The sequence below is a fragment of the Eisenbergiella massiliensis genome (assembly GCF_003435485.1).
In genome coordinates this window covers 201973-226771 of record NZ_QVLV01000008.1, presented here as the reverse complement: position 1 = coordinate 226771, position 24799 = coordinate 201973, and the positions used below count along the sequence as shown (strand labels likewise).

At 37.0% G+C, this 24799-nt stretch carries 19 protein-coding genes, 1 tRNA gene and 2 pseudogenes; 3 read left to right on the top strand and 19 right to left on the bottom strand.

Annotated elements, in window-relative coordinates; genetic code table 11:
* The first annotated feature begins 144 nt into the window (after window positions 1-144).
* Complete coding sequence (locus tag DXC51_RS13920; protein ID WP_117544749.1) at window positions 145-1338, top strand: DUF4062 domain-containing protein; 1194 nt, start codon at window positions 145-147, stop codon at window positions 1336-1338.
* On the opposite strand, the gene DXC51_RS13915 is transcribed toward DXC51_RS13920, so the two are convergent.
* From DXC51_RS13915 to DXC51_RS13835, 16 genes and pseudogenes are all read right to left on the bottom strand, one after another.
* Window positions 1241-2455: a hypothetical protein gene (locus DXC51_RS13915; protein WP_117544748.1), complete on the bottom strand. Its 1215-nt coding sequence runs from the start codon at window positions 2453-2455 to the stop codon at window positions 1241-1243. The genes DXC51_RS13920 and DXC51_RS13915 overlap by 98 nt on opposite strands.
* 390 nt (window positions 2456-2845) lie before the next feature.
* Window positions 2846-3133 (bottom strand): annotated as a pseudogene (locus tag DXC51_RS30835) (DUF7309 domain-containing protein); the annotation flags it as partial.
* A gap of 499 nt (window positions 3134-3632) precedes the next feature.
* Window positions 3633-4898, bottom strand: coding sequence for an MFS transporter (locus tag DXC51_RS13905; RefSeq protein WP_025490817.1), 1266 nt, complete (start codon window positions 4896-4898; stop codon window positions 3633-3635).
* Between the two features lie 226 nt (window positions 4899-5124).
* Window positions 5125-5706 (bottom strand): shikimate kinase, encoded by a 582-nt coding sequence (locus DXC51_RS13900; RefSeq protein ID WP_021634919.1) that lies wholly within the window; start codon window positions 5704-5706, stop codon window positions 5125-5127.
* A gap of 176 nt (window positions 5707-5882) precedes the next feature.
* Window positions 5883-6623 carry a plasmid pRiA4b ORF-3 family protein gene (locus DXC51_RS13890; protein WP_021634921.1) on the bottom strand — a complete coding sequence of 247 codons (741 nt, stop codon included), beginning with the start codon at window positions 6621-6623 and terminating at the stop codon, window positions 5883-5885.
* A gap of 742 nt (window positions 6624-7365) precedes the next feature.
* Window positions 7366-7785, bottom strand: coding sequence for a hypothetical protein (locus tag DXC51_RS29795; RefSeq protein ID WP_198168616.1), 420 nt, complete (start codon window positions 7783-7785; stop codon window positions 7366-7368).
* A gap of 28 nt (window positions 7786-7813) precedes the next feature.
* Window positions 7814-8161 (bottom strand): DUF6602 domain-containing protein, encoded by a 348-nt coding sequence (locus DXC51_RS29790; RefSeq protein WP_021634924.1) that lies wholly within the window; start codon window positions 8159-8161, stop codon window positions 7814-7816.
* A gap of 426 nt (window positions 8162-8587) precedes the next feature.
* On the bottom strand, window positions 8588-9208 hold the full coding sequence (locus DXC51_RS30830) for a PDDEXK nuclease domain-containing protein (protein WP_243003203.1): 621 nt from the start codon (window positions 9206-9208) through the stop codon (window positions 8588-8590).
* A gap of 24 nt (window positions 9209-9232) precedes the next feature.
* A pseudogene (locus tag DXC51_RS30825) lies at window positions 9233-9409 on the bottom strand (DUF1016 N-terminal domain-containing protein); the annotation flags it as partial.
* 380 nt (window positions 9410-9789) lie between these two features.
* On the bottom strand, window positions 9790-11439 hold the full coding sequence (locus DXC51_RS13875) for an SMEK domain-containing protein (RefSeq protein ID WP_162162491.1): 1650 nt from the start codon (window positions 11437-11439) through the stop codon (window positions 9790-9792).
* A 764-nt stretch (window positions 11440-12203) separates the two neighbouring features.
* Complete coding sequence (locus tag DXC51_RS13870) at window positions 12204-13040, bottom strand: hypothetical protein (protein WP_021634929.1); 837 nt, start codon at window positions 13038-13040, stop codon at window positions 12204-12206.
* On the bottom strand, window positions 13024-13524 hold the full coding sequence (locus tag DXC51_RS13865) for a Mov34/MPN/PAD-1 family protein (protein WP_021634930.1): 501 nt from the start codon (window positions 13522-13524) through the stop codon (window positions 13024-13026). The genes DXC51_RS13870 and DXC51_RS13865 overlap by 17 nt, the downstream gene beginning before the upstream one ends.
* The gene (locus DXC51_RS13860; RefSeq protein WP_021634931.1) at window positions 13514-15268 is read right to left on the bottom strand and encodes a ThiF family adenylyltransferase; all 1755 of its coding nucleotides are present in this window, start codon (window positions 15266-15268) and stop codon (window positions 13514-13516) included. Before DXC51_RS13860 ends, DXC51_RS13865 begins: the two co-directional genes overlap by 11 nt.
* 5 nt (window positions 15269-15273) lie before the next feature.
* A complete protein-coding gene (locus DXC51_RS13855; protein ID WP_021634932.1) occupies window positions 15274-16329 on the bottom strand; it encodes a nucleotidyltransferase domain-containing protein in 1056 nt (351 codons plus the stop codon).
* A 1150-nt stretch (window positions 16330-17479) separates the two neighbouring features.
* Window positions 17480-18706, bottom strand: a complete 1227-nt coding sequence (gene rlmD / locus DXC51_RS13840; protein WP_320920480.1) for a 23S rRNA (uracil(1939)-C(5))-methyltransferase RlmD — start codon at window positions 18704-18706, stop codon at window positions 17480-17482.
* 580 nt (window positions 18707-19286) lie between these two features.
* Window positions 19287-20210, bottom strand: a complete 924-nt coding sequence (locus DXC51_RS13835) for a LysR substrate-binding domain-containing protein (RefSeq protein ID WP_021634935.1) — start codon at window positions 20208-20210, stop codon at window positions 19287-19289.
* Window positions 20211-20501: 291 nt separating this feature from the next.
* Between DXC51_RS13835 and DXC51_RS13830 the strand changes: the two genes are divergently transcribed.
* The gene (locus DXC51_RS13830; protein ID WP_021634936.1) at window positions 20502-21305 is read left to right on the top strand and encodes an HAD family hydrolase; all 804 of its coding nucleotides are present in this window, start codon (window positions 20502-20504) and stop codon (window positions 21303-21305) included.
* Window positions 21306-21366: 61 nt separating this feature from the next.
* Here the strand turns inward: DXC51_RS13830 and DXC51_RS13825 are convergent.
* A tRNA-Gly gene (locus DXC51_RS13825) sits at window positions 21367-21437 on the bottom strand.
* Between the two features lie 518 nt (window positions 21438-21955).
* Here DXC51_RS13825 and DXC51_RS13820 point away from each other — a divergent pair.
* Complete coding sequence (locus DXC51_RS13820) at window positions 21956-22483, top strand: hypothetical protein (RefSeq protein WP_021634939.1); 528 nt, start codon at window positions 21956-21958, stop codon at window positions 22481-22483.
* Window positions 22484-22705: 222 nt separating this feature from the next.
* Here the strand turns inward: DXC51_RS13820 and DXC51_RS13815 are convergent, their stop codons facing one another.
* The gene (locus DXC51_RS13815) at window positions 22706-23866 is read right to left on the bottom strand and encodes an alcohol dehydrogenase catalytic domain-containing protein (protein ID WP_021634940.1); all 1161 of its coding nucleotides are present in this window, start codon (window positions 23864-23866) and stop codon (window positions 22706-22708) included.
* Between the two features lie 66 nt (window positions 23867-23932).
* Window positions 23933-24670 carry an SDR family oxidoreductase gene (locus tag DXC51_RS13810; RefSeq protein ID WP_021634941.1) on the bottom strand — a complete coding sequence of 246 codons (738 nt, stop codon included), beginning with the start codon at window positions 24668-24670 and terminating at the stop codon, window positions 23933-23935.
* Window positions 24671-24799: the final 129 nt, after the last annotated feature.

The window sequence follows — 24799 nt, the reverse complement described above, 5'->3', positions numbered from 1 at the left end:
TTTGACCTCCTTTTTCCATCGTTGTATATGAAAACGCCGCCCATAGTCTCACTTGGGCGGCGTTTTCAACAATTTGCTTTTCATTTCTAATTTAATATGATATAATGTAATTAAATTTTCCAATTTCGTACAAAGGAGAAAAATATGTCTATTGGAAGAAAACCTACTGTCTTTGTCAGTTCAACTTGCTATGATCTCAAGCAAATCAGGACAGATATAAAGGGATTTTTTGAGGAACAATTAAAATACGATATTTTGCTTTCCGAATATTCTACATTTCCTTTGGACCCTAATATTGGAACATTGAATAATTGTCTGCGGGTGGTTGATGAACGAGCCGATATATTTATTTTAGTTGTGGGGTGTCGCTATGGAAGTGTAACTGAAACTGGACGCTCTATAACTAACATGGAATATTTAAGAGCAAAGGCAAAAGGTATTCCTATATATGCTTTTGTTGATAAAAAAATATTGAGTGTATTATCATTGTGGAAAGACAATCCAAACGCAGATTTCCGATCCACTGTTGACACCCCAAAACTTTTTGAATTTGTTGATTCATTTCGCGGCAATGATGGAATTTGGTCATTCGGGTTTGAAACAGCACAGGATATTATTGATACATTAAGAACCCAACTTGGCTACTTATTTTATGATAGCCTAGCATATAGGCAAAGAACGATTTCAAAAAAATTAAGCAAAAAGGTTCTTAGTTTGGACGGTATTTGTTTTCAAACAGTTTTGCTCCGCCCTGTGGCGTGGGAGTATAAACTTTTTGGGCAGATACTTGCTACAAAATTAAATGAGTTATCAGACAAAAGACGTGATTTCAAATATAGCTTTACTCTTGCCACTTCAATACGTCTACAAACATTTGATGAATTGTTCAATTATATGACTTCTAAAATAAATCAACTTTTGCGAAGCATTAGTTACATATCGACGTTAATCTATGAAACAATACCTGACGCATTTGGCGCTCCAGGTGTTGAGGGTGATCCAGACTATATAATCTATGCAGCTAATAAACTTGTAGAAATATACAGTTCAATAATTGATTGGTCATTAGACTTTAACGCTATTATGACTGATGAAGATTTTAGTGGCCTTGCTAAGTCATTTTCTAAAATGTGCAATGTAACACTATGTGATATAGAAAAATTTTCAAATGACTTTTGTGAAATGGTGGATAAAATTCCGAATGATATTACCGAAAAAAGTTCACCTATGAAGTTTAATATCACTCTATCTTTAAGTGAACCCAATACAACTGACTTTTACGATGAAATAAGAAAATTACAACAAAAATTTGGAATTCCCGCACTTGATACAGATTAGTTCTGGATAAATCCTCTTGCCGACGGCCAGCAAACCGTTGATATGACTGGATTTTTTGAAGTCCTATAATTACACTCGGACCAATTGCATCTTCCTTACAGCATAGATATTCTCTCTTTTTATTAATTGTCTTCAAAAAAGTTTTGAAAAATATTTCTTTTTCCAAGATCGCGGGCGTCTCCACAAATTCACAAATTTGATTCTTCATAAAATCTAAAAATAATTCATAGACCTTTTGAAGTGTATCCGGTGTCCATTCCACATCCAGAACTGCAATAGCATATTGAAATACTTTCTGCCAATCCTCAAAAATCTCATAAGGCTGAAAGTAAATTCCATAAGAATAAATTGGATTATTTTCAATTATATTTAAATCATTGATACTGAATATATTGATATCCCTAACTCCAATCTGCTCATTTCTGTAAGCTGCCGAACCAGCTGCCAATCGAACCTTTTTACCGCCTTCCACTAAGAGGAAATATCCGTCGCCATCATTTTCAGGCAACACTCCAATAATTCGTCTTCCCTTTAAATCGTTTAGCCAATAGGAGTTAATCGTTACCTGTCTGCCATATAATCGGGGGGCTTCACGCTCCATCCATATTTCTACCGCACTCTGCATCCACAGACATCTGTTATCTTCATATTCCAATCCCAGTCCCAGACAGCATACTTCCAACATATCGTCTGCTTGGGTAAACTGAAACTGCTGTAAAGCATACAACCGTTCAAAGCAAAATGTGTGATAAGTGATTATCCAGGCGACATGCTCTGAAAAACACTTCTTTTTTTCCTGTTCTGCTAAATTCTGCAGAATAAAAGCCTGGTAATCAAAATCCTTATTAGTAAGAATATTATTATACACAAGATTTTGAACTTTCCTGATTTGATCCATAAAAACCTTTGTCTGTGGATTGGCGCCAAAAATACAGTATATTTCAAGGATATCCTCCGGATTTGTCCCTTCTGCTTCTTCCTTCAATTCCGCTATACGCAATGGAAAGTCTTTTAAAAGGCATTGCAAACTATTAATTCCGCTGACTGATATTCGGTCTGTTTCATCATCTTTGATCGCAATAAGATAAGTAAATAAAACACCTGTATGTTCCAGCATATTTTTTACCTCACATCATATTTTATCATCAGTTTAAGATATTTTTTTCAAAAAACATACAATAATTTGCAGGTAACTAATTGTGTCAACTATATTTGTCCGCGTTTTGTCATATAACTATATGTCTGTTCTGACTTTCAGCCTGTAGCGGACAGAATTGCTCCCCATTCTTCTGATTTCTTTACTATCTCAATATTGATATCAGAAATTTCCGGGATTGTTCATATCTCCGATTAATTCTAAAAAGCCAGAAAATTAGCAGTTATTTACTGGATTATTTCCAATTCACGATTTATATTCCCTAAATTCTGAATTTTTATTATGCTCAACCCCCTGCTTAATTCTCCTATAGATCCTCATCCGTAACACCTCATTCTGATTCAGATTGTATTAACAATATCCTGGTTCATAAGACATAAAATACAGCCAGTTATTTTTACCGCGATATTTATATCCCAGTGTTTTGATTATTTTTCTCTGCTTCGCTGATAATTCTTCCCGGTTTCCCCAGTAGCAGGTAAGATTGTGCTGATTAAACATTGCATATTCCACCGACAAATTCATCCGCTCCTGTATAGTCAGCATCACAAAGCTGTTAAAAGCATCATATCCTTCATAGACCGAAATACAATAACAGTCTCCGCCTTTTCCCAATATGCTGTAAAACACTGTGTTTTCAGGATCTTTATCCGCCTATATCCCTATGATTTCCATATCCTACAGCAATTCCCATGGCTCTAATTTCTGAATCCTTGAAGCCGATTCATATAATTTTTTCAATTCTTCCATCGTTGCTTCTGTTCTCATTCACTTTTCCTGTTTTTGTATTTAATTTGGTTTGTCAATATTTTTTTGCATCCCTCTATAAATTTAAAGAGAGAGCAATAACATCGCTGTGCTATATACTCTCTCTTTGTGGCTAATTTTAGTATTGTCTCCCAGTGACCAACTGAATGTCGGTATATATATCGGATTTTTGTGTAGTCTGATAACGAACAATGATTTGAACAACGAACAGATATCGTTTAAGTATCAGCCCTCTTAAAAGCATTTTTTTATTAACATAATTATACGCAGGTCTATTTTTTGTGTCAATAACAAGCCTCTATTTTTCGTATTTTTCCCATAGCAAAGTCTCTATCATCCATGGCATAAGAGGACACTATTCCTTAAATGACTACTTAGAGAACTCAGGATCGCGGATTCGGCCTACAATAATAATTGCCACAAGGAACAAAGCAAAGGAAAACATAAATGGCAGACGCCGGTCAATACTTGATAACCATCCGGCAAAATAGCCGAATGGAGAAGAAAAAGCAATTGTAAAGGACATAATTAATGCATTAATCCTGGCCCGCTCTTCCGCATTAATATTCAACTGAATCAGAGCATCTTTACGGGGCATAACAAGAGAACCGGCTACCGCTACAACGAAGACATAAACAATAACAAACGGTATACTGCCTGTGGGTGCCAGTATCAGAAGAATCACTGCTATTGCATATAATGCCAATCCAATCCACATAGGAATCCGAAATTTTACAAGTTCCAGTTTATGCTGTATCCCAATCATAAAAATTAACATTACAGCCGCGTTCAGAATCGGGAAAAAAGCCAGATAACGAGATTCTATGCCCAGCCATTGCGTCACATATAAACTGAAGAAGTTAGTACTGACTATATTTGTGATATATAGTATGACGGAAACACTCAGTACCTTCATAACCTCCTTATCCTTCAGTACCCTGGGAATCAGTTCCTTGTATTCATATAACATATGTAACAAAGAGGTATCCTTTGTTTCGGCCATCCGGATCTTTCCCTGCCGGGTTTCCTTACAATACCGAAAAGTAACTACTACCTTAATCAGCATATTCACAGCAAAGACCAAATATAAAACCCTGATAACCGGAATCACGGTAAACGAATTGATCAGCAAGCCTGAAATCGGTGCAAAAAAAATGGCAATCAGACCGCCTATATTCACCCAGGTATATATTCCCAACAAATCTTTGGGCTCCGCATCTTCAATAAGCAAACAATACCACGCGGTCTGGTTAATCTGTTCAAAGCAGTTAAATAACATGGCAATCAAAAAAAGCCAGAAGTTATTGGATATGCTCCATATCAGGCAGGCAACACTCCACCCGAAGAAATCGCCCATCATAGTTGTAAATTTCCGCCCCAGCTTATCCGTTAAGATTCCGCCAAAGAAAGAAAAAATCACCTGGACTACCATGGCAATCGACAGAATCAGTCCAATTTGGACGTCGGTTACTCCCTGTGAATACATGTACAGGGTGGCAAATGGTGTGATTAAATTAAAGGGGATCCCCCATAGAGGCTCCATCAGTATTAATGTTCTTGGATTTCCTTTGTTATTCTTTAGTAATTGGAGTAAAGGATGGTTTAGTAATGATTTTGTCTTTTGTTCTGTGCTCACTGTAGCTCTCCATTCTGCTGCTGTTTTTTTAGTATATATAATCCGGAATTACGTCGCCTCCGTCGAGCCGGATACTTATCTATTATATGTTCTGTGGAATATATATTCAATGCCTAAGCCTAAGTTCTTATCCGGAAATCTTTATACTTGACAGCATTGATTTTAACCAGAGCAAATTATCTCCAGACAAGGTTATTTAGGGTTTTTAATTTTTCCTCATTATCCTTTAAATCCGGACCTCCTGCCCATAATTCTCTTTCTTCTCCCTGAATTTTTCCGGAAGCAACTCTAATAATTCCTCTGCTGCCTGATCTATGGATTTGTTATCAACAAAATATTTCCACTGAATCTTTTTATATATCCTTCTCACATATACAATATCTCGATGGATATCTCTTATATAGTAATCCTTATGGGCATTTTTATATTCATCATCCTGATAAATATTATCATTTTCATCAGAGAATATAAGTCTCTCAAAAATATGTTCTTCCGTATCCTGCAATTCAACCGCTATGACCTGTTCCTTATCAAGCAGGGAATTAAAATTACGCGCCTCATAAATGGGGCTTACAGCTATCACCATATTATCCTTGTTGTCTAAAATAATTTTCTTTAAAACGCTCCCCTTTTTTATGAATCTTTCATGGGGCCACGGATTTTCCCTCATAAAATCTTCCAATGTAGTGTGAAAAAACACTTTAATTTCATGATCCAGATCAAAAAAGGCATAATTCAGCTTTTCTGATAACTTCTTTCCTATCGCAGTTTTTCCCACATTGGATACACCAAAAATTAATATAATCAAAAGCTCTCCTCCATGAATACTACATCAAAATCCATATACCGGCAGAATTTATAATTATTCTGAAACCTCGTCAAATACAATAGCGCCAATGACAGATCTTCAATTGTTTCATACAATGCTTTTTGTCCACGATAGTCCCCTCTTCTTTTCATAAAAACATACTTTACAATAAACATTTACTTTTTATATTTTCTCATGAGCAAGTTTAATGATTGTTTTGTCGGCTCTAAACCCAATTCATATGCATCGGCATAAATTCTTGGGACTTTTTTCAGTCTGTAATTCATATCGTCAACATCAAAGGATGTCAGATCCAATTCCTCAAATCCAAGCCAATTACAAAATTCCCAGTATTGCTTTCCGCTTTTCTTCTTGAATGCCCTTGCCAATTTATTAAGACCGCCTGGTCCACCGCAGTCCTCAATAATCCCATAACCGTTGCCCTCAAGAACCCGCGGTAGCTCTCTGCCCGGCAATTCCTTATCCTCAAATATTTTTTCAAGAGTGATGGAAACCTCCCAGCCATCACCATAATCGTAGAAAAGAACCATTTCATCACCGCTGTTTGATACCAACTGTGATATTTTGGCATACACTGCATTCTCCGCTTCTTCATCGTCAAAATCAACAGTCATTTGATTCTGTACTTCATAACGGCAGGTTTCTTTTATTTTATCTGGTGGAAATAGTTTTTCTATCTCTTCTGCTGAAAATGATTTACCCATAGCCTGATAAAAATTTCGACGGTACATTACATCGATACAGAACAAATGGCTTGCCTGCATTTCAAACATCGTCATGATCATATAGCCAAGCCTTGCCGCAGTAACATTTCCAAGCACCTGGAAGCGACGCCATATTATGGGTGTATAATCTTGCAATTCTACATAAAATTGATAAATCGGCAGTGAAGCCATTACACACTCCTCCTTGCTTCTATAAAGTTTTTACCGTTTTCATAATCTCCATGAGTATATGACAGGTTTTGTTAATAGCAATATTCCACATACTCAAACCCCTTCTGGTAATTCCTCACTAACAAGAAATTCCTCTTATTGTTTAATTATGAAAGTAACTCAACGAGTTAATTCAGCCAAAATATATTTATTTTCGACACAATTTCACACAAACCTCGCAATGTGTTGAGTGGGTAATAATGATGTTCACAGCGCAGAATTGACCCTGGGCGGAATCCCATACGTCTTAATTACTTGATATCATTCATAACCGCACTAATCATCATCCCTTTTTCCTCTGGACTTGATTCTACAATCATAATTGTTTATATCACCAGTGTATGATCAGCAATCACCATTTTCCCTTGTTATTATTTTTTGCAAGAAAAACATTTATCCAAAACGTGTCTTTTCTTAAAAGTATATATTTTCCCAAAAAAGCCCTTATTTTTGAACTATCCTGCGTTATCCCCATCCAGATGGAAACTTATCCATCTTACTTTCCGAAAAAGCACAACTCCATCTCCTTCAAACATTCCTGCAAACCTGCATAAAATCAAGGTTTCCGCACAAAAAGCGCGGCGGTTTCGACATGCCTCTGAAGTTTTATTTTATACTACATGGCGAAGGAGAACCTTACATCTTTAAAGCGGGGCAACATTTTACCCCTCCCCATCCATAGGAGTTATCGAATTTTCTTAACTTATATATCTCCTAATTTCTTATCACAATCCCGCTGAGAAGGAAATGCTGTAAATCCAGGCCGTGAAATATAGTTACGAGTTTCATCATAATATACGCTCAATATTCCTGTTAATAAAAACTGAAAACCCATGTGAATTTCTTCTTCACTGTGATTAAAAAATATATATTCACCAACTTTTCCGCTCTTCGGACGCCTTTTAAATATACTCCATTTATTAAATGAGCCAATATATCCTATCAAATCATCAAAACAGTCATTTTCTTTTGAATATACCCCAATCAATTTTTCAAAAATCCATTGCTCTGTAATTTTTTCTGTTTTCTCAAATGTATCCATTGAAACCAGTGCTAAAAACGGTCCTCTCAAATGCTGTCCTCGATCATCAATACAATGACACAATTTTGATGCAGCTTTCAATGCTTGAGTCTCATGCACTATGTCATTTTCATGTAATTTTTTTTACAGAAATAATCCCCACAACACCTTCTGGAGGCACTATAACATTTTCTCCAAATCGCTGAAAAACGGGATACTTAGCACTATCATAAATCAATATATCTAATTGTGTTGAATGTCTATCTACTTCATGTTTTCTACTTTTGTTTTTTAGTCCGGTTTTTACTGCTGGTCTCAAAATAAATCCCGTTAAAACTTCCAAATCTTTAGGTAAATACCTTTTCAGATATTCCCGTATCAATGTGTCTACATATCGTCCATCTTCCCCATTATGTGCTGCACCATCTCTATTCTCTGCTGGAATTAGTATTTGAAATTGTTTATAAGTATACAACATGGACTACATTTCATTTGACCAATACCCTTGAATTCTTTTACCGTCCATATCACTTCCCCCCAAATACATCACTTTTGCCAAAAAGTATCCTTTCGCCAAATTATATATCTTTTATTCCCAAAAGCCAATCTCCTGGGGTAAACCTCCGGTTATATCATCACTCTGCGGAAACAGAAACACACATCCATTTTTCTTCCAAAATCGCAGAACCCTTTGATTTACTGCAGTTTTCGTGATAGCAAGCAGACCGTCTCCACATGCTGTGGGACGGATATTTTATACTACATGGCAAATTTTTTTCATTATATAGTGGAGGGATAAATTTCTTCGTCAAATTTTCCCCCCTCTTACCCCTTTTGAACGAAAATCACCCCTTGATGAATAAATTTACCCCTCTTACCAAAATTACACTATCTCTAAGAAAGGTTAACTTGATTTTTCTTTATCATATTCCAATGTTCTATACTCTCTTTGCAATCCCCGTGACAGTTCTTCTTCACTTAGAAGATATAGCTTATACTTTGACGCAAAAATCTGCGTTTTATTTTCTGGTAAGGTATACTTTACTACAGATTCACTTTTATCCACACAAAGAACAATTCCTATCGGTGGATTGTCTCCCTCATTCATCAATTCACGTTCGTAGTAATGTACATACATCTGCATCTGCCCTAAATCCTGATGTATCAGATCTCCAATTTTTAAATTAATTAGTACAAAGCATTTCAAAATATAATTATAAAAAACAAGACCTATTCGGAAATGCCGCCCGTCAAATGTAATCCTCTTTTGTCTGGCAACAAAAGAAAACCCTCGCCCTAATTCTAAGAGGAATATCTGCAAATGCAATATCAATGCTTCTTCTAAATCGCTCTCATAAAAATTATCATTCGGACTTAATCCTAAAAACTCTAATACATATGGGTCACGGATAATATTTTCTGGTACTTTTATGGATTCTAATTTTTGAATTTCTTCTGAAACTTCCGTTTTATTCAGGCAGGACAGCAGTCTTTCATAAAAGAAAGAATTAATATGCCTTTCCAACTGACGTGTACTCCAATTCGATTTTATTGTTTCTTCTGCATAGAATTCACGAACATTTTCATTTTCCACACGCATAAGCAGGCGCTAATGTGTCCAACTCAATTCGCTACGTAGTGCGTAGCTTTTTGGAAAAGCAAGATAAAACTGACGCGTATTTTTAAGATTTGCAGCAGTAAATCCTTTTCCAAAATCTGCCGTCATCTGTTTAGAGCGTTCTACTATTAATCTGGCTCCATACTCTGCCTTTCCCTCTCCGCCCTGCTATTCCACGATACTTTTTCCTATATTCCAATATGCTTCCACCATTGCAAAGTTTGCAGTTTGATATACTTTGTTTCTGGATTCAGAAAGAATTTTTTTTAATTTGTTCATAAAATTGTTGTTCCATTTGATTCCTCATAAAATTACATACATTTCATTTACTGCAGTTTCTAATACAGAAATATCTCTCCTGCATAAACACATTCGCCAAGCTTGATGGAATATTATCTAGAATATTTTCTTTAGTTACTTGTACTAATTTCCCTTTCAAAATTCACTACTAATATCTTTTATAATTGATCCTTTTTACAGATTCCTTATTAGAGGATAGCATAAAAATCACAATATCCACGAACCCCATCTTCCCAACATTTTTTCAGCGACGCTACTGATTGCTTTACATATTCATGATCTGAAGCAGCACGTGGTCCTGCATATCCGTTCCCTGGATTCCAACTCTCCCATCTGAATTTTATACCATCAATTTCTTCGGCTCCCGTAATTGTTGATAAATATACATCACCGGACCAATCAACTCTTAATTGATGAGAAATACAATCGTTTGCATTTGAAAGCATATCTTTATATATAGCTTCAGTAATATTTTTTATATTAATTGTTTTACATTCATTATAATTGAAACAATGGTTCAATCCCATCGATGTTATATCACCTCTTGAAAAAAATATTGGAGAAGATTGTTTTGGTAAATCATTTTCAAAAGAAACTGTATACAAATAATAATTGTCTTTTTCTAAAGATACCTTGCTCACCAAATCGTCGCTTGTACTTACTAATACGAGTTCAAAAGTTCTCCTAATCTGCTGACACACAAATTCGATACATTGCAACCTACTTTCAAGTACTATGACTGGGATTCCTTCTGCTTCTATTCGACATATCAAGTCTTTATTATAATAAATGTTATCTTTCGAAAAGACAATCTTACACTTTTTACTTTTTCTTAAAATGCTCTCTTCTATAACCCTCTGAAATTTCATTACAGAAAATTGTTTATAAAGAATATCTTCATCTATCTTTAACTTAATTAATCTATCAAACAAACTGTTTCCATCGATTACAATATCCATTCCATTTTGCAATCCCGGAATATCATTTGCAATTAATTCTGAAGCTTCTTGTAAATTCTTTTCTACTAAAATCTTATACATTATGTAATAACACTTCGCCTCGATATTCCATCCCCATTTATTTTGGGTTTGTAATGCTTTCCCCAATTCTAATCCATTTTCAAGAACCTCTTTACATGCAAAATATGTAATCTCATCAAGATATGGCAGCATTTTGTCTAATTCACCTAATGATTTATTAACTTCTTCTATATACTCTCCGGGCGCATAATGAGTTTGAAGTAACTGATTAGATGTGGCAAAAACTTTATGTACTGCATTTTTCAGTTCAAGAATCCCCTTTTTTATTTCGATTGGAATACCGGATTTTTCATTCTCTATAAGAATATCTCGTTTTATTACATTCCATACTTGATCCATATGTACTGAATCATAATGAGCACACCATGCAATTATATCTGAAACATCCCAAATATTACTTTCTGAACAATTCAATGTGTCATATTGTGCAAAGTCCACAGAATAACTATTTTGTTTTCTTCCTAAAATAAAGAAATATATCTCATTATAATCTTTATCAACATTATTACTAACAATCTTATCCAATGAGTCCAAAACTTTCTTACTCGTCTTAGTAGAAGTAACTTGTATTCCAATACCTCTTTCTTTATCACCTAAATCAATTCCTGGAAACCTATTTGTTTCTGTATTCAGATTTATTAAATTCCATCCCAAACAAGCGTTCAATAAATCTTTAATAAAATCTTCTGAGAATACATTATCGTCCAATAAATTATTTTCTGCCTTTGCCTCTAAATCATTTACATAAATCGACAGTTCATGAACAACTCTGTCATAAATATCTTTTTTCTTAATCATCTTAATTTTCTCCCTCATTTTCAAACTCTCCGGCATTATCCCCGTCCCCATCCAGACGGAAACTCATCCTTCTTTATTTGCAGAAAAACACAACTCCATTTGCCGCTAAAAATATCGCAAACCCGCCTAGAATCAAGTTTCCCGCACCAGCAACACGGCGGTTTCCACGTGTCTCGAGTGTGTAATAATGATGCTAAAAAGGTATAGCCTTCCCCTAGCGGATTCGTCGTTATACTTGTCAATCCCAATCTCCTCTGTAGACCATTTTTAATCTTCATGCAATCTCTGTAAAGATTAAATCATAGATTTCAAGACTTCGATATGTCAATGCATATGCGAAAAAATGTCCTTATTAATTGAAAATACTGCCAACAATAAAATTTTTGATGTCTATGCTTTGTCAGTCACTTTATTATTTGTAGTATTTAATACTAATTACTACTTCTTAATAGATAGTGCCATCATTGAATGTGAAAGAAGCAATAACCAGATACACCCCCCTTCAAATAAACACAGTCAAAAGCTTAAGTAGTGTGGTCACACTACTCCCTCTGACGACTTTAATGGAGAGCAATCTTCCATTCGAAATTATTTTAACACATGTCTGGATACACTGCAGCATCTCCAAATCATCCTCATAGAGTAGCAGTATTATATTTAGTATCTATTTTAGAGTATCTTTGCGTATATATAATACTATTTCACAATAAATAAAAGACAGGAAAAAATGTCTCTCCCTGCCTATATTTTATGATTTCATTTTATCATCTATTGTTATAAATCACTTTTCCTTTTCTACCAAATTTTCTATTCCCATTTTTCTCCTGTTGAAAAACCACTAATTTTTCAATATTTCCTCGTTCTGCTAATTTAAATGCATCTCTTACAATTTTCAACGTATGTTTTGGATTTGTCGTTGCATATACATTAATATCTTTGACATTACTCGGCAACCGCCTTACTTCATCTACAATCTTAGCTACAAACTGTGGACTATAATATCTACTAACATCAGTTCTATCACGCTCAATAATAATCATTGATAATCTTCGTTTATTAATAGGTATCTGTTGTCTAATATCTATTGGGTATGTATCTGCTAAAATCAAATTAACTTCTTCTGATACCTGATTATAGTTCTTCTTCTGAATATCTATATGTTCATTTTCTATAACTGGATAATCTTCATCAGCCCCAACATAATACTCTGGGAATGTATCATTTAAGACCAATTTGAACTGGGCAAATATGGGGACCAGTTTCAAATTGCATTTTTCATACCCTAATATCTTTGCACAAAACCAATACCATAAATATGGGTAATTATGATATACATTTTGGGTGTTGAACATCTTCCCTTTATTATACCCCCTAATCTTCAATAATAAATACAGCATAAAAATTAATCCAATAACCCAATTACCTGCATTTAATAAAAAGAGATATTTTATATTATCAAAGTCTATAAGCGTATTTTTAAAACATAATCCGATTAGACCTGTAGCGTCAATTTTAGACGGTATAAAAACAGCAACCACTAATACAATAATCTCTGCAATAGAACGAGAATTTTCTTTTACCTTTTTAAAAAAGTGTCTCATTTTCTTTCAATATCCCTTTCCAATCCACACTGCATATTTGAGTAATTTTCTTTTTATCAGCATTATATTCCCAAATACCAACTTGTTGAATTCCAACAATAATATGATATTGATTTCTATCTTTCATTTCTTCTCCGATTTTTTTCCAATTGTTCGCATCTATAAATGAATAATGTGGAATATTTTCTGGATGCGTATGCCACTCGCCAATATAACCATATATTTCTGAATTTTCCTCATATACTTTTTTAAAAAATTCAAGATGTCCTTTATCCTTGCGCGAAAATCTACATCTACTTCTTTTGTCCGAGGCCATTGGCTCTGTAACATACTCTATAATTAAATTAGAATTACCAGAATTCTCTCGACCAATTAAAATGCCGCCGGCCTCGCAAGACTTTCGTACAATTTGAATATACTTATACATAATTTGCAATATACTATTACAAATTTTTATCTTTCTATCGTCATTTTCAACTACCATGTTTTTCTCCACAAAATTCACACCCTGGTTTACTAAACTGTTTTCCATTATATTCTACGACATCGTCTATTTGTCTTAGATATTTGTTTGACACTTGTAGTCCAGCTTTCTTAAAATGATAACCATCACCTTTTGCAGAGATAATCATATTATCAGTATATCTACCTTCAAAAATCTTTTTTACCGTTTCAACACACATACCAGCAGTTTTAAAAGAAACAGTAGAACCATATGGTATAAAAGAACTTCCACATCCGGCAACTTTTTGAACGATATTTTGTCCAGGCTTACAATAAGATGTCCGATCATATAACTCGTCAGTGTCTTCATCTCGCCCAAAAAAACATTCGTAACATCCTATATTCCCATACTGTATATATGCTACATGACTCCCAATCCCTAATACCTCATTCCATGCATAAACTATCGGTGTAGATAATTTATGCAAATACATATATTTATTTATCCATCTATTAACATTATGACTGCCTGTCGCAGATATAATCAAATCATAATCTTCAAACTCAATACTCCCTTCTTGTACCGCATCCTCTATATCCGCCACTAGCGATAAAATCTTCAAATCAGGAATGTTTTTTTCAAGAAAGTTTTGCAGAGCCACACATTTATACTGGCCTACATATTCCAATCCAAGTAAATGCCTAAAAACATTAATCTCATATAAGTGGTCGTCGTCAATCAGCATCATCTTTTCTATTCCAGATTTCACCAGTTCATTAGCAATATAACTTCCCACAGAACCACATCCTATTAACAAAATCTTTTTATCTGTTAAGATATTAATTGCTTCATTAGAACGAGTCATTAAATACATTTTATCTATTCTACTAACAGTAATCGGAATAATTCGATTCACTGATTTTAAATTACATAAACCGTTTTCAAAAGAGAACAAAACTTTTTCAAATATAGCTCCCAAAAATGTAATTGTATCGTTAGGTTGCCACACTTCAAAAATCACTAGTTTATCGCTACCTATTTTTGAAATAATTGTTTGAAGTTGTTCCCCATTTACATACCCCAATACTTTTTGAAAATATTCCTTTAAATTTGTACCACGCGCGTCCGGGGGATATAAGAAGTCATCTACTTTAATTTTAATGTAAATGGCATTTCTTATACTGCCTTTGTCTTCTTTATAATAACGTTTCAAATTTTCAATTTCTTGAGAAACGTATATTATACTTCCCCTTAATCTCTGCATAAATTTTAGATACGATTCTTTTTTACGTTTTTTTGATGTATTTACAAAATACTTTACAATGCCAACGTTTTGAACACACGGTACATCAACCTTTGCCATTTGAACAGCTGGAAGTTGTTGCCAATATAAATCAAATTCATTTATGAAATCTTCCTTGTTGGCGCCTGATAACCCCTTCGAAATAATTTTCTTTGCTCTCTTAATTGATTGTAATATTATCCCACACAAATTCTGGTCAATCAAAACACCTTCCATGTCAAACAAACAGATTTTTCCCTTTACATCTATGTGTGGTATAAAGGGGAAATTCATATACTGTTTGATATAAATATCAATCAATACTCTTTGCCAATTTTCTGGTATGGCAATTACAATCGGAATGGTTCTCTCTCCAGCTATTAGATTACATTCAATTAACTTCTGATAACTGCGTCCTTCAAATATTGTTGTATCTACAATAACAATATTGAAAACATCTGAACTCGCGTGTAATGCTTCTTCAATAACATCAAAGTTCATAAATATTATACTCCTGAAGAACTTGAAACAGGTATACAGTTTACCTGCTTTTTAGAGGCATTCTTTTTTTCTGGGATCTTAAAATCGTCTCCGAAAATTTTATTCAGTAACTTACACTGTTCTACCTCATCTGCTTCTTCTTTTACTTCTTCCAAATCGTTTACTAACCTATCAACCTTATCTTTAAAATCCGTCATATAGCTATCTGTCATTTTCTTAAATATATCTGTATCACTTTCAAAATTCAAGGAAGAGGGTAATGGATATTTAATACGATATAACAATCTACCATTTTCTGAGACCCCCTGGAGCTTAAAGAGATTCTGAATCGCCTTAGCAAATCCTATGAGTGCTTCCAAATCATCATACTTCCATTCCTCTTCTAAGTAGTCATAACTTTTGGACACTTCAAATTTATCCGCAGCAATCAATGTAATTCCAATACTAGGTGGTTCTGCATTTCCTGAGCTACTGAATTTTAAATTTTTCCATCTCTTCATATATCGAATAACACGTCTGTACTGCTCCCTATCTTTAGTTTCAGTTTCAAATTTATTATTAATGTAATCAACCAGTCCCTTCGGATCTGATTTTTCCCAACATATTTCTTCGGGAATACTGTCTTTTCCCCGTGCCAAATACAATTGGCTTTCCATATCATCTTTATCTTCATATGTATAAACAACTAAATCAACATGATAGGCTGTCTCACCATTTTTCTTATAAGTTACAGTCACACAAGGTTTCTTTACTTTTGCACCATATTCTGTATGATTTTTTAATATATCACAAATTTTATTTTTAAGTTCCATTGGACTTTCATAATCATTTTTATTAACATTAAATCTCAAACCTACGTCTATATCATATTCTTTATCCAATGGTTCAACGCCCGTATACATAATATAGCTTCCTTGGTTTAATTCCGTAAAACCTGGTAATTCATTACTATCCCTCAATTTTTTTAACAAGATATCTCTTTTACTGGCAAGCTCTGATTTCACATCATAATCCATCTTTATAGTTTTATTAAAATCTCTAAAATATTTTTGTAAACTCATACATCCCATCCCTTCTATATATATACAGCACTTTTTAGCACTCGTGTTATTAGAGTGCTACTAATTTTAATCTATCACTTTCCCAAATCTACGTCAATCCCTAAGAACAAGTCATCCTTTAAGCATGAATTTAATTTTAGCATTTCATCAGAGCAAATAATAAAATGTTATTACTAAGTAGAAAATACTCCTGGCAATAACATTCTCAACTCTTATACCTAATATATGTAAGTTTTAAAATTACAGCGTTCTGTGATTATTGATTTCTGATGTGTCATATTGGTTTTTTCCTAATACATCTCCAACTATATATGCCTCTAACAGATGTAACAATAAAGTTCCACAAAACGGGAACTTTATCATATCATTTTTTATTGTACATTTTCCCCAATCACTCCGCCAAATAAAACAAACTCATCTGCCCCTCCAAACTCTGTTCCTCCATCTACCAAGAGAACACGTCTTCCACTTCGTCTCCCCTCCACCGGCATAAATCACATCCAGCATCTTCCCAAATGCCCGTATATACGCCTGCCGGCAGGTAGGAAACAGACGAAATTCCGTCCACCGATTCTTCCCTGCCATGGAGCAGCCCAAACAACCTCCTCGGTAAAATCCCATCTCGTAAAGCGGATTGCTCTCCAACCATTCGCTGCGTCCGACACAGCTCTGTCCGGCCACCCCATATCCATGTCACTTGCTTTACAGATAAGGTTTTCCATTGTGTACCTTTGCTCCTGCAACCCATGCCGGACACTCTGCAAATAGTAATTTGAAAAGCTTTCCGCTTCCGCCTCATTTTCATCATGACACACAAAAGTGTAATCTACCCTTATCTTGTATCCGGTAAACGTAAAATCCAGATTACTGGTGATATATTCGGAGAGTGTTTTATCTTTCTAGAATGCCCTACTAATGTCATTGACAATTTTCCCTTTCATCTCTTCAAACATCTACCGATTACATTCCCTGTCATCAAAACCGGTATTAAATAACATGGCGGTGTTCATTTCATAATCTCTCATTGACATGATACTTCGTTTCTCCTTTACCTGTTTATCTATCCTCTGAATTTTACCTTCCTATCTGCAGGCTTTTCTCTCACATCTATGGAAAGGCAAAAAAACACTATATCTTGTGGTTTATTCCTCTATTTATTCTTCAAACCACAATGCGACATCACGATTATCACTTCAACATGTCCGCTCCACGGAAACATATCCACCGGCCAAACCTCCTCTGCCCGATACCCCAACTTCCTAAGCACCATCAAATCCCGCCCCAAAGTCACCGGATTGCAGGAAATATACACAATTTTCTCAGGTCCAAGCAATGCTGCGCTTTGCAGAAACTCTTCCGTGCTCCCACTCCGAGGCGGATCCATCAGCAATACATCCGCCTTAGCGCCTTCCTCAGCCATCTGCGTCAGGAACTGTCCAGCATCTGCTTTATAAAAACGCACATTCTTAATCCCGTTTATTTTGGCATTCACAATAGCATCCTTTACCGCATCCGGGTTCAGTTCCACAGAAATCACATTTTTTGCCTTGGAAGAAGCAATCAGGCCAATCGTTCCGATTCCACAGTAAGCATCGATTACTGTTTCTGTTCCCTTCAGACCAGCCAACTCTATGGCCTTCTTATACAGTTTTTCCGTCTGCACCGGATTAATCTGATAAAAAGAAGCCGGGGAAATACGGAATCTGCAGCCGCACAAAACATCCTCAATATAGCCTTTTCCATAAAGAACCTGCTGCTTGTCCCCCAATATCAGACTGTCAGTACGCGTATTTACATTCTGAATCACTGTAGTGATTTCCGGATGAGCTTTCAGCAATGCATTCGTAAAATTCCTTTTTGAAGGAAGCACCGGTGAGGCTGTAACCAATACCACCATAACCTCGCCGGTGGCAAAGGCTCTTCGTACCAAGACATAACGCAGCAGTCCGTATCTGATATCCTCATCATAAACCTTAATTTTAAAAGATTTTAGCATTCCGCGGATCGTACCGATAATCCGGTCTGCAAGTTCATCCTCTATCAGACAGCGCTCCACCGGAATTACATTATGGGTTCCTTCCTCGTAAACTCCAGATACGGGATTGCCTTTTCTGTCTCTGTCAAAAATTGCTGTTATCTTGTTTCTGTAATTCCATGGATTCTCCATGCCGATAATCGGATTAAAATGGCCTTTCAGCTCAGGACATTTTTCCAGTTCCTGCCGGACAAAAGCTTCTTTTTTCTTCAGCTGCTCTTCGTAGGACAGATACAGATACCTGCAGCTGCCGCACTTCTTTTCATATGGACACTTTGTTTCTCTTCTGCCGCTTCTTTGGGCTATATCACTTTTTGCATCTACCTCATTTTTTTTACTCACAGACTTATTTCTTTGATCGTACTGTTGTCTGCCAGAGGATTTGTCCTGACCAGATGTATATTTTTGAGAAACATTTTTTCCATATGCCGATTTTCCTGACATATTTCTACCGGCTACAGATTTCCCGTCCATTGATTTTCCTGATATGGTTCTACCAGATACAGACCTTCCATCTGCTTTACCGAACATACTTCTCCCTGCAGCAGATTTTTCCTCCTCATCTTTATATTTCCCTGCCGAAGTCCTGCCTGCCGCCCCTCTTCCTTCTGAAGGCCGTCCGCTCCTAATTTTATCCTTCCTCACCTTCACCCTCTTACTAACGCTATCCTTCCCAATAAAATTCTGTGCCGCCACATTACTGCTTTTATTATCTCTACCTTTACTATCGCTACTTATATCATCCCTGCATTTACTAACTCTGACTTTACCATCCCATCTCATATTATCTCTGCTTTTATTTTCTCTGCTCTTATTATCTCTTCCTCTACTATCTCCACCAATCTCATCCCAGTTCCCCTTTTCTCTCCTTTTCCCATCTCCCCTGCTATTTCCCCCATCTTTATATTCCCTGCCCGTCATCTCATTCCCGCGTTTCTTTTCCATCGTATTCTTCACCCTTCAATTGTTTAAAAATCTCTTTATATTCCGAACCGTAAATACTTCCTTTTCTCCATACAAAATAGAAATCATGCTCCACACTGAAATCCTTCAGCCTGATTTCGCGCAGAATGCCCTGCTCAATCTCCTGGCGGACCGCTGCCTCATAAAGGAAAGTAATTCCGCGGCCTTCGCGGATCAGGTATTTCATAACCTGGAGATTGTTGATTTCATGGATTTTCCGGAAATCTCTTACCGCAAGGTTTTTTCCCTCCAGTATTCGTTCCAGAACCTCTCTTGTACCGCTGCCCTGTTCTCTGATGAGAATGGGTTCCGAAAGCAAATCTTCGGTGCGAAGCAGCTTTTTTCCCCGGGATGAGGCCTGCAGCTGGTAGGCAGCGCCAGCTACCGGGATGTATTTTTCGGTGGAATATATCTGGTAGTCGTAATCTCCGCCCGAAAAATAGCCTTCCACCAGAGCAAAATCCAGCTTTCCTTCGTCAATGGAGCGCAGCAGGTCCGTTGTGTTGGCCACAGTGACATGGACGGTAGCTTCCGGCTCGTTCAACATAAAACGGTTGAGCATAAAGGGAAGCACGAACTCGCCAATGGTCATGGTTGCCCCCATATGCAGACTGCGGCCCTCCGCGCCGGCCCTGGCCATCTGTTCCTTCAGGGCGCACTCGTCGTGGCGCATGGTCAGGCCCGCGCTCTGAAGAAGCCGCCCGGCTTCGGTGAGCACCATCTTTTTTCCCTCGCTGATAAAAAGCCTGGTGCCATAGTATTCCTCCAGATGTCTTATATGCTGGGATACCGCTGGCTGCGTAATGCACAGTTCCTCCGCAGCTTTTGTATAATTCAGATTCCGGCATACCGCCAGAAAGGTTTCCATCCGAAAATCCTGCATGAGCTCTCCTTTATCTCTTACCGGAGCTGACGGCCGTCTGCCGTCATTTCCCCTGAATTTCTGCTTTCTTTATCATAACATAGCCTTATGAAAAAAGAAATTGTTGAATTGGGGCGAATCAAGGGGAAAAAATTATGTTTCTTTTTTATTTCTTTTTTTCTCAGACCCGTATTGACGGATTCCCTTTGTTAAGACTACAATGAGTAATATATTTTTACGATAATAACCAACGGTTCGGGCAGCTGCGTATTACCGTTGTTTCTGAATACAGAAGACTGAGGGAGGTTTTCCATGATTAAATTGATCTGTTCCGATGTGGACGGCACGCTTGTGCCTGATGGCGGACATGAGCTGAATCCGGAATATTTTGACCAGATACGGCGTCTGAAAAAAGCCGGAATCCTTTTTGCCGCGGTATCTGGACGTTCTTATTCGAGCCTGAAAAAACTGTTTGCTCCCGTAATTGATGATATTCTTTTTATCTGCGACAACGGCGCTCGTACGATTTATCAGGGCAGCCTGCTGTCATGCTATACAATCCGGCATGAACTGGCTATGGAGCTGGTTCGGGAAATTGAAGCGCTTCCCGGCTGCACGACCTATATTTCCGCACTGAAGGACGGGTATGTAAAAGAAGGCGCCGATGAGCTTTACCGTTGGCTGACAGAAGGGTATCAGCTGGATATTACCAAATTGAGGAGAATGCCTGAGGATTTGCCTGCCGATGACGGAATTCTCAGTGTGGAGCTGTATCATCCCACGGCAGCTGAGGAAATCGCACATCAGGGGTTGTATCAGAAATGGCATGGACACCGGGAGCTGCAGCTTGTGTGCGCTGGAAAGCAGTGGATGAATTTTACGCCGATTAATGCGGATAAGGGGATTGCGCTTTCCGAATATCAGAACATGCACGGAATTTCACCGCAGGAAACCATGGCCTTCGGCGATAATATGAATGATGCCAGCATGCTGCTGCGCGCGGATTACAGCTATGCCATCGGGAATGCAAGAAAGGAAATCAAAGGTCTGACGCGTTTTGTCGCAGATACGAATATGAATGATGGTGTCCTTCAGGTTTTACGTACGATAAAATAAGCATTAGTAAAAAATAAAAGCCCGAATACCTTGATTTTTAAGGTATTCAGGCAATAAAAAAAGCAGATAGCGGGAATCGAACCCGTCTCTCCAGCTTGGGAAGCTAGCGTTCTACCGATGAACTATATCTGCATGTATTGAAGTATATCATATGAAATCCGAATTGAAAAGAGGGAATTTTATTTCGTTCATAAACGTTTTTTATATCAAATTAAATGCATTAGAAATAAATGTATTGCTAATTATCGTATTGAAAAGGATCTGTTGTTTCATAATAAATCCTCAGCCAAATCTTCAGCCATCCAGGCCGAAATTTACCGGTATGCCGCCTGACAAAAACCAATTGGCTTCTCTATCATTAGACAACGGCGGCCCTGCTGAGCACACAACCGTTATAACTAAGGAGCGTCATTTAGGCAGGAAATACAAATAATAAAGCCGTTTACAGCCCTATCGTCACATACATAGTACAATAGTCACACAGAAAAATATTTGTATACACACTGCTTTTAAACAGAGTATCCTTATAAAATAGTATGAATATGAATCCAAGCCAATAAAGGATATTTTCTGTCAAAAAGCGGCCAAATCACACACTTCCGTTTGACAAACTGATTTCAAAAAAAAATTATATAATAAGGAGAATTTTTATGAAAAAGAAATTACTGTTTCTTGTACTTGTTTTTATGATGGGAATGTTACTTTGCTCATGTTCGGGAGATTCTCCCAACAAAATGTTAGGGGTAAAGCTTCCTTCAGGGGAAAAACTGCAATTATATATGAGCCGTGATAAAGTGGAAGAAATCTTGAGTCCATACGAGTATATAAAAAGACGTAATATATATGACTACGGTTTTATGGATCTTCGTTATACGGATGACCTCCTGACTTTCATTTACTGCAGGGAGGATTCAGGCGCCACTTTTTTTAATGGTTTAGGCATTGGCAGTACGGATTATGAAAAATACGGCTTTGAGTATAATGAAGAAAAAAAGTACACCGTAATCAACTACAAAAAGACTGGGGGAAAATATGAGCAAATAGAAGATTATGACAGCAGCTTGGAATTTAAAGAGGGAATTCAGGTATACCTTGAAATTTCTGAGGGAGATAAATCAGTGACCACAATAGCTGTACATGATATTTATTGCGGTAACCGGATGGAATTTGATGAATAAAAAATCCCGGCAGATAATGATATATTCCCCTGCGGGCAGACAGTGAAATGAAATCCTGTTTACTCACAGGGGATCTTTATTATAACGGGGCATACCACGAAATATAAAGTTGCAGGTTATACAATTTTATGCCAGTAACTATCACAAATACATTTTGACCCAATAAAGGTATCATAAGAATATCTAGCCGAAAAAATCCTTTAACATCCTAAAATTTCTTCTCTAAAAAGTAAATGCTATCTTAAAATCACCATCCTTCCCGGTCGCACGCATAAAGGCTTTTTCCCAATCTTCAAGCTGAAATAAACCGGATATGATTCCATCCGTATTCAGTTCTCCCAACATAATTTTCTCTATTACATAGTCAAAGCACCATGGACTTAAATGAACTCCGAGTATATCCAATTCTTTTTCGTCACCAATAATGGACCAATCCACTGTTGAAGGGCCTGAAAAAACACTGAACTCAACAAATCGTCCCTGTTTTATGATAATATTAAGTCCCTGTTCCACACTGACAGGATTTCCGCTGGCTTCTATATATACATCACATCCATATCCGTCCGTCATCTCCAGAATCTTCTGAACTACATTCTCTTTTGCAGGATTCAGCACCACGTCTGCACCAAACTGACAGGCTTTTTCCAGACGTTTTTCTAGCAAATCCAAAACGATAAGCTTCTTAGGATTTTTCGTACGCATATAGGTAACCATTCCAAGTCCAAGCGTTCCGGCCCCGGAAAGTACTACCACATCCTCTGAAGTAATTTTTGCTCTGTCTACTGCATGCTTTGAACAGGAATACGGCTCTATCAGTAATGCATCCTTGAGCGGCATATCATCAGGCACACGGTGCAGTACAGCCGTTTTGGGATACCTCACATATTCTGCCATTCCACCATTAAGTTTAGATTTGAAACCGAAAACATTGTGCGGTTGGCAGAGAGAATACAGCCCCTTTTTGCAGAATCGGCATTCTCCGCATGGCACAATTTGGTCTGCAACCAATCTTTCTCCAATCTGATACTCTTTTACATTTTTCCCTGCCAATACCACTCTGCCTACAAATTCATGACCAGGAATGAATGGAGGTTCCACGTACGCTTTCTGTTCCTCATCTCCCCAAAATCTCCTGATTCCCTGCTCGCACTTCAAATCCCCTGCACAAATTCCACAGCCCTCCGTCTTAATGATAATATCATCATCTCCACAGATAGGAGTTTCATAATCCATTTCCAGTCGATAATCACCAATTCCATAAGCAACCAATGCTTTCATTCTCTTTGGTATTCCTCCCATCTTTCCACCTACCTTTCTGTCCATTACGTTCTTGGAGAAACTCTCGTGAATAAAAATATCCTGTCCAAGAATATAAAGTTTCACTAATAAGAATACTTTCTTCTAACCTTTATAAAATTCCCTACCAACATTCCTTCAACGATACGTCCCTCAACGTACTAGATATCCTCCATCTACCGGTATAACTGCTCCGTTAATGTAGTCCGAAGCATCAGACGCAAGCCATACCACAGGACCTTTCATATCCTCTGGCTGTCCCCAGGCTCTTGCTGGAATTCTATCTGTAATTTCCTTATACCTCGGACTCTTTTCATCCAATAAATCTGTGTTCATTTCCGTTGCCATATATCCTGGGGCCAATGCATTTACATTGATTCCTTTCACGGCCCACTCATTACAGAGTGCCTTCGTAATCTGAGCAACACCCCCTTTGCTCGCTGCATATGCAGGAACTGTAACACCTCCAAAGAATGAAAGCATAGAAGCTATATTAATAATTTTTCCTCGGCTTTGCTGTTCCATGAATATACGTCCCGCGAGCTGACAAAGAGCAAAAACACTTCTCAGATTGATGTTCATAACAAAATCCCATTCCTTCAGAGGAAACTCTTCACTATTATATCGGCGCTGCACTCCCGCTCCATTTACCAAAATATCAAGATGTCCTCCCAGTTTCCTGACTGCCTCCCGAAAAAAACTCTCTCTTGTCTCATCATTTCCCAAGTCAGTGATAACAGCATAACATGCATACCCCTTTTTACGATATTCCTTTGCCGTTTCCTCTGCTACCGGATTAATATCCATAATACATACTGCAGCCCCCGCTTCCATAAGTCCTTCCGCCATACCGCGGCTCAGTCCCTGCGCCGCCCCTGTTACGATTGCCATTTTCCCTGATAAATTATTATAATTCAATTTTCCTTCCCCTCTTTCCAATTTACTATTTAGAAATGGCCTGCTGTAAGAAAATAACACTTAACAGCAGGCCGTAACTTTTCATACTCTACATTCCATATC

What these genes read in the sequence shown, in the direction of transcription:
- DXC51_RS13890 (WP_021634921.1), bottom strand. Translation starts at nt 6,623, where the DNA reads ATGGCTTCACTGCCGATTTATCAATTTTATGTAGAATTGCAAGATTAT.
- DXC51_RS13915 (WP_117544748.1), bottom strand. Translation starts at nt 2,455, where the DNA reads ATGCTGGAACATACAGGTGTTTTATTTACTTATCTTATTGCGATCAAA.
- DXC51_RS13875 (WP_162162491.1), bottom strand. Translation starts at nt 11,439, where the DNA reads ATGATTAAGAAAAAAGATATTTATGACAGAGTTGTTCATGAACTGTCG.
- DXC51_RS13860 (WP_021634931.1), bottom strand. Translation starts at nt 15,268, where the DNA reads ATGAACTTTGATGTTATTGAAGAAGCATTACACGCGAGTTCAGATGTT.
- DXC51_RS13810 (WP_021634941.1), bottom strand. Translation starts at nt 24,670, where the DNA reads ATGGCAATCGTAACAGGGGCGGCGCAGGGACTGAGCCGCGGTATGGCG.
- DXC51_RS13920 (WP_117544749.1), top strand. Translation starts at nt 145, where the DNA reads ATGTCTATTGGAAGAAAACCTACTGTCTTTGTCAGTTCAACTTGCTAT.
- DXC51_RS13865 (WP_021634930.1), bottom strand. Translation starts at nt 13,524, where the DNA reads ATGGTAGTTGAAAATGACGATAGAAAGATAAAAATTTGTAATAGTATA.
- DXC51_RS13855 (WP_021634932.1), bottom strand. Translation starts at nt 16,329, where the DNA reads ATGAGTTTACAAAAATATTTTAGAGATTTTAATAAAACTATAAAGATG.
- DXC51_RS29790 (WP_021634924.1), bottom strand. Translation starts at nt 8,161, where the DNA reads ATGTTGTATACTTATAAACAATTTCAAATACTAATTCCAGCAGAGAAT.
- DXC51_RS13820 (WP_021634939.1), top strand. Translation starts at nt 21,956, where the DNA reads ATGAAAAAGAAATTACTGTTTCTTGTACTTGTTTTTATGATGGGAATG.
- DXC51_RS13870 (WP_021634929.1), bottom strand. Translation starts at nt 13,040, where the DNA reads ATGAGACACTTTTTTAAAAAGGTAAAAGAAAATTCTCGTTCTATTGCA.
- DXC51_RS13835 (WP_021634935.1), bottom strand. Translation starts at nt 20,210, where the DNA reads ATGCAGGATTTTCGGATGGAAACCTTTCTGGCGGTATGCCGGAATCTG.
- DXC51_RS13830 (WP_021634936.1), top strand. Translation starts at nt 20,502, where the DNA reads ATGATTAAATTGATCTGTTCCGATGTGGACGGCACGCTTGTGCCTGAT.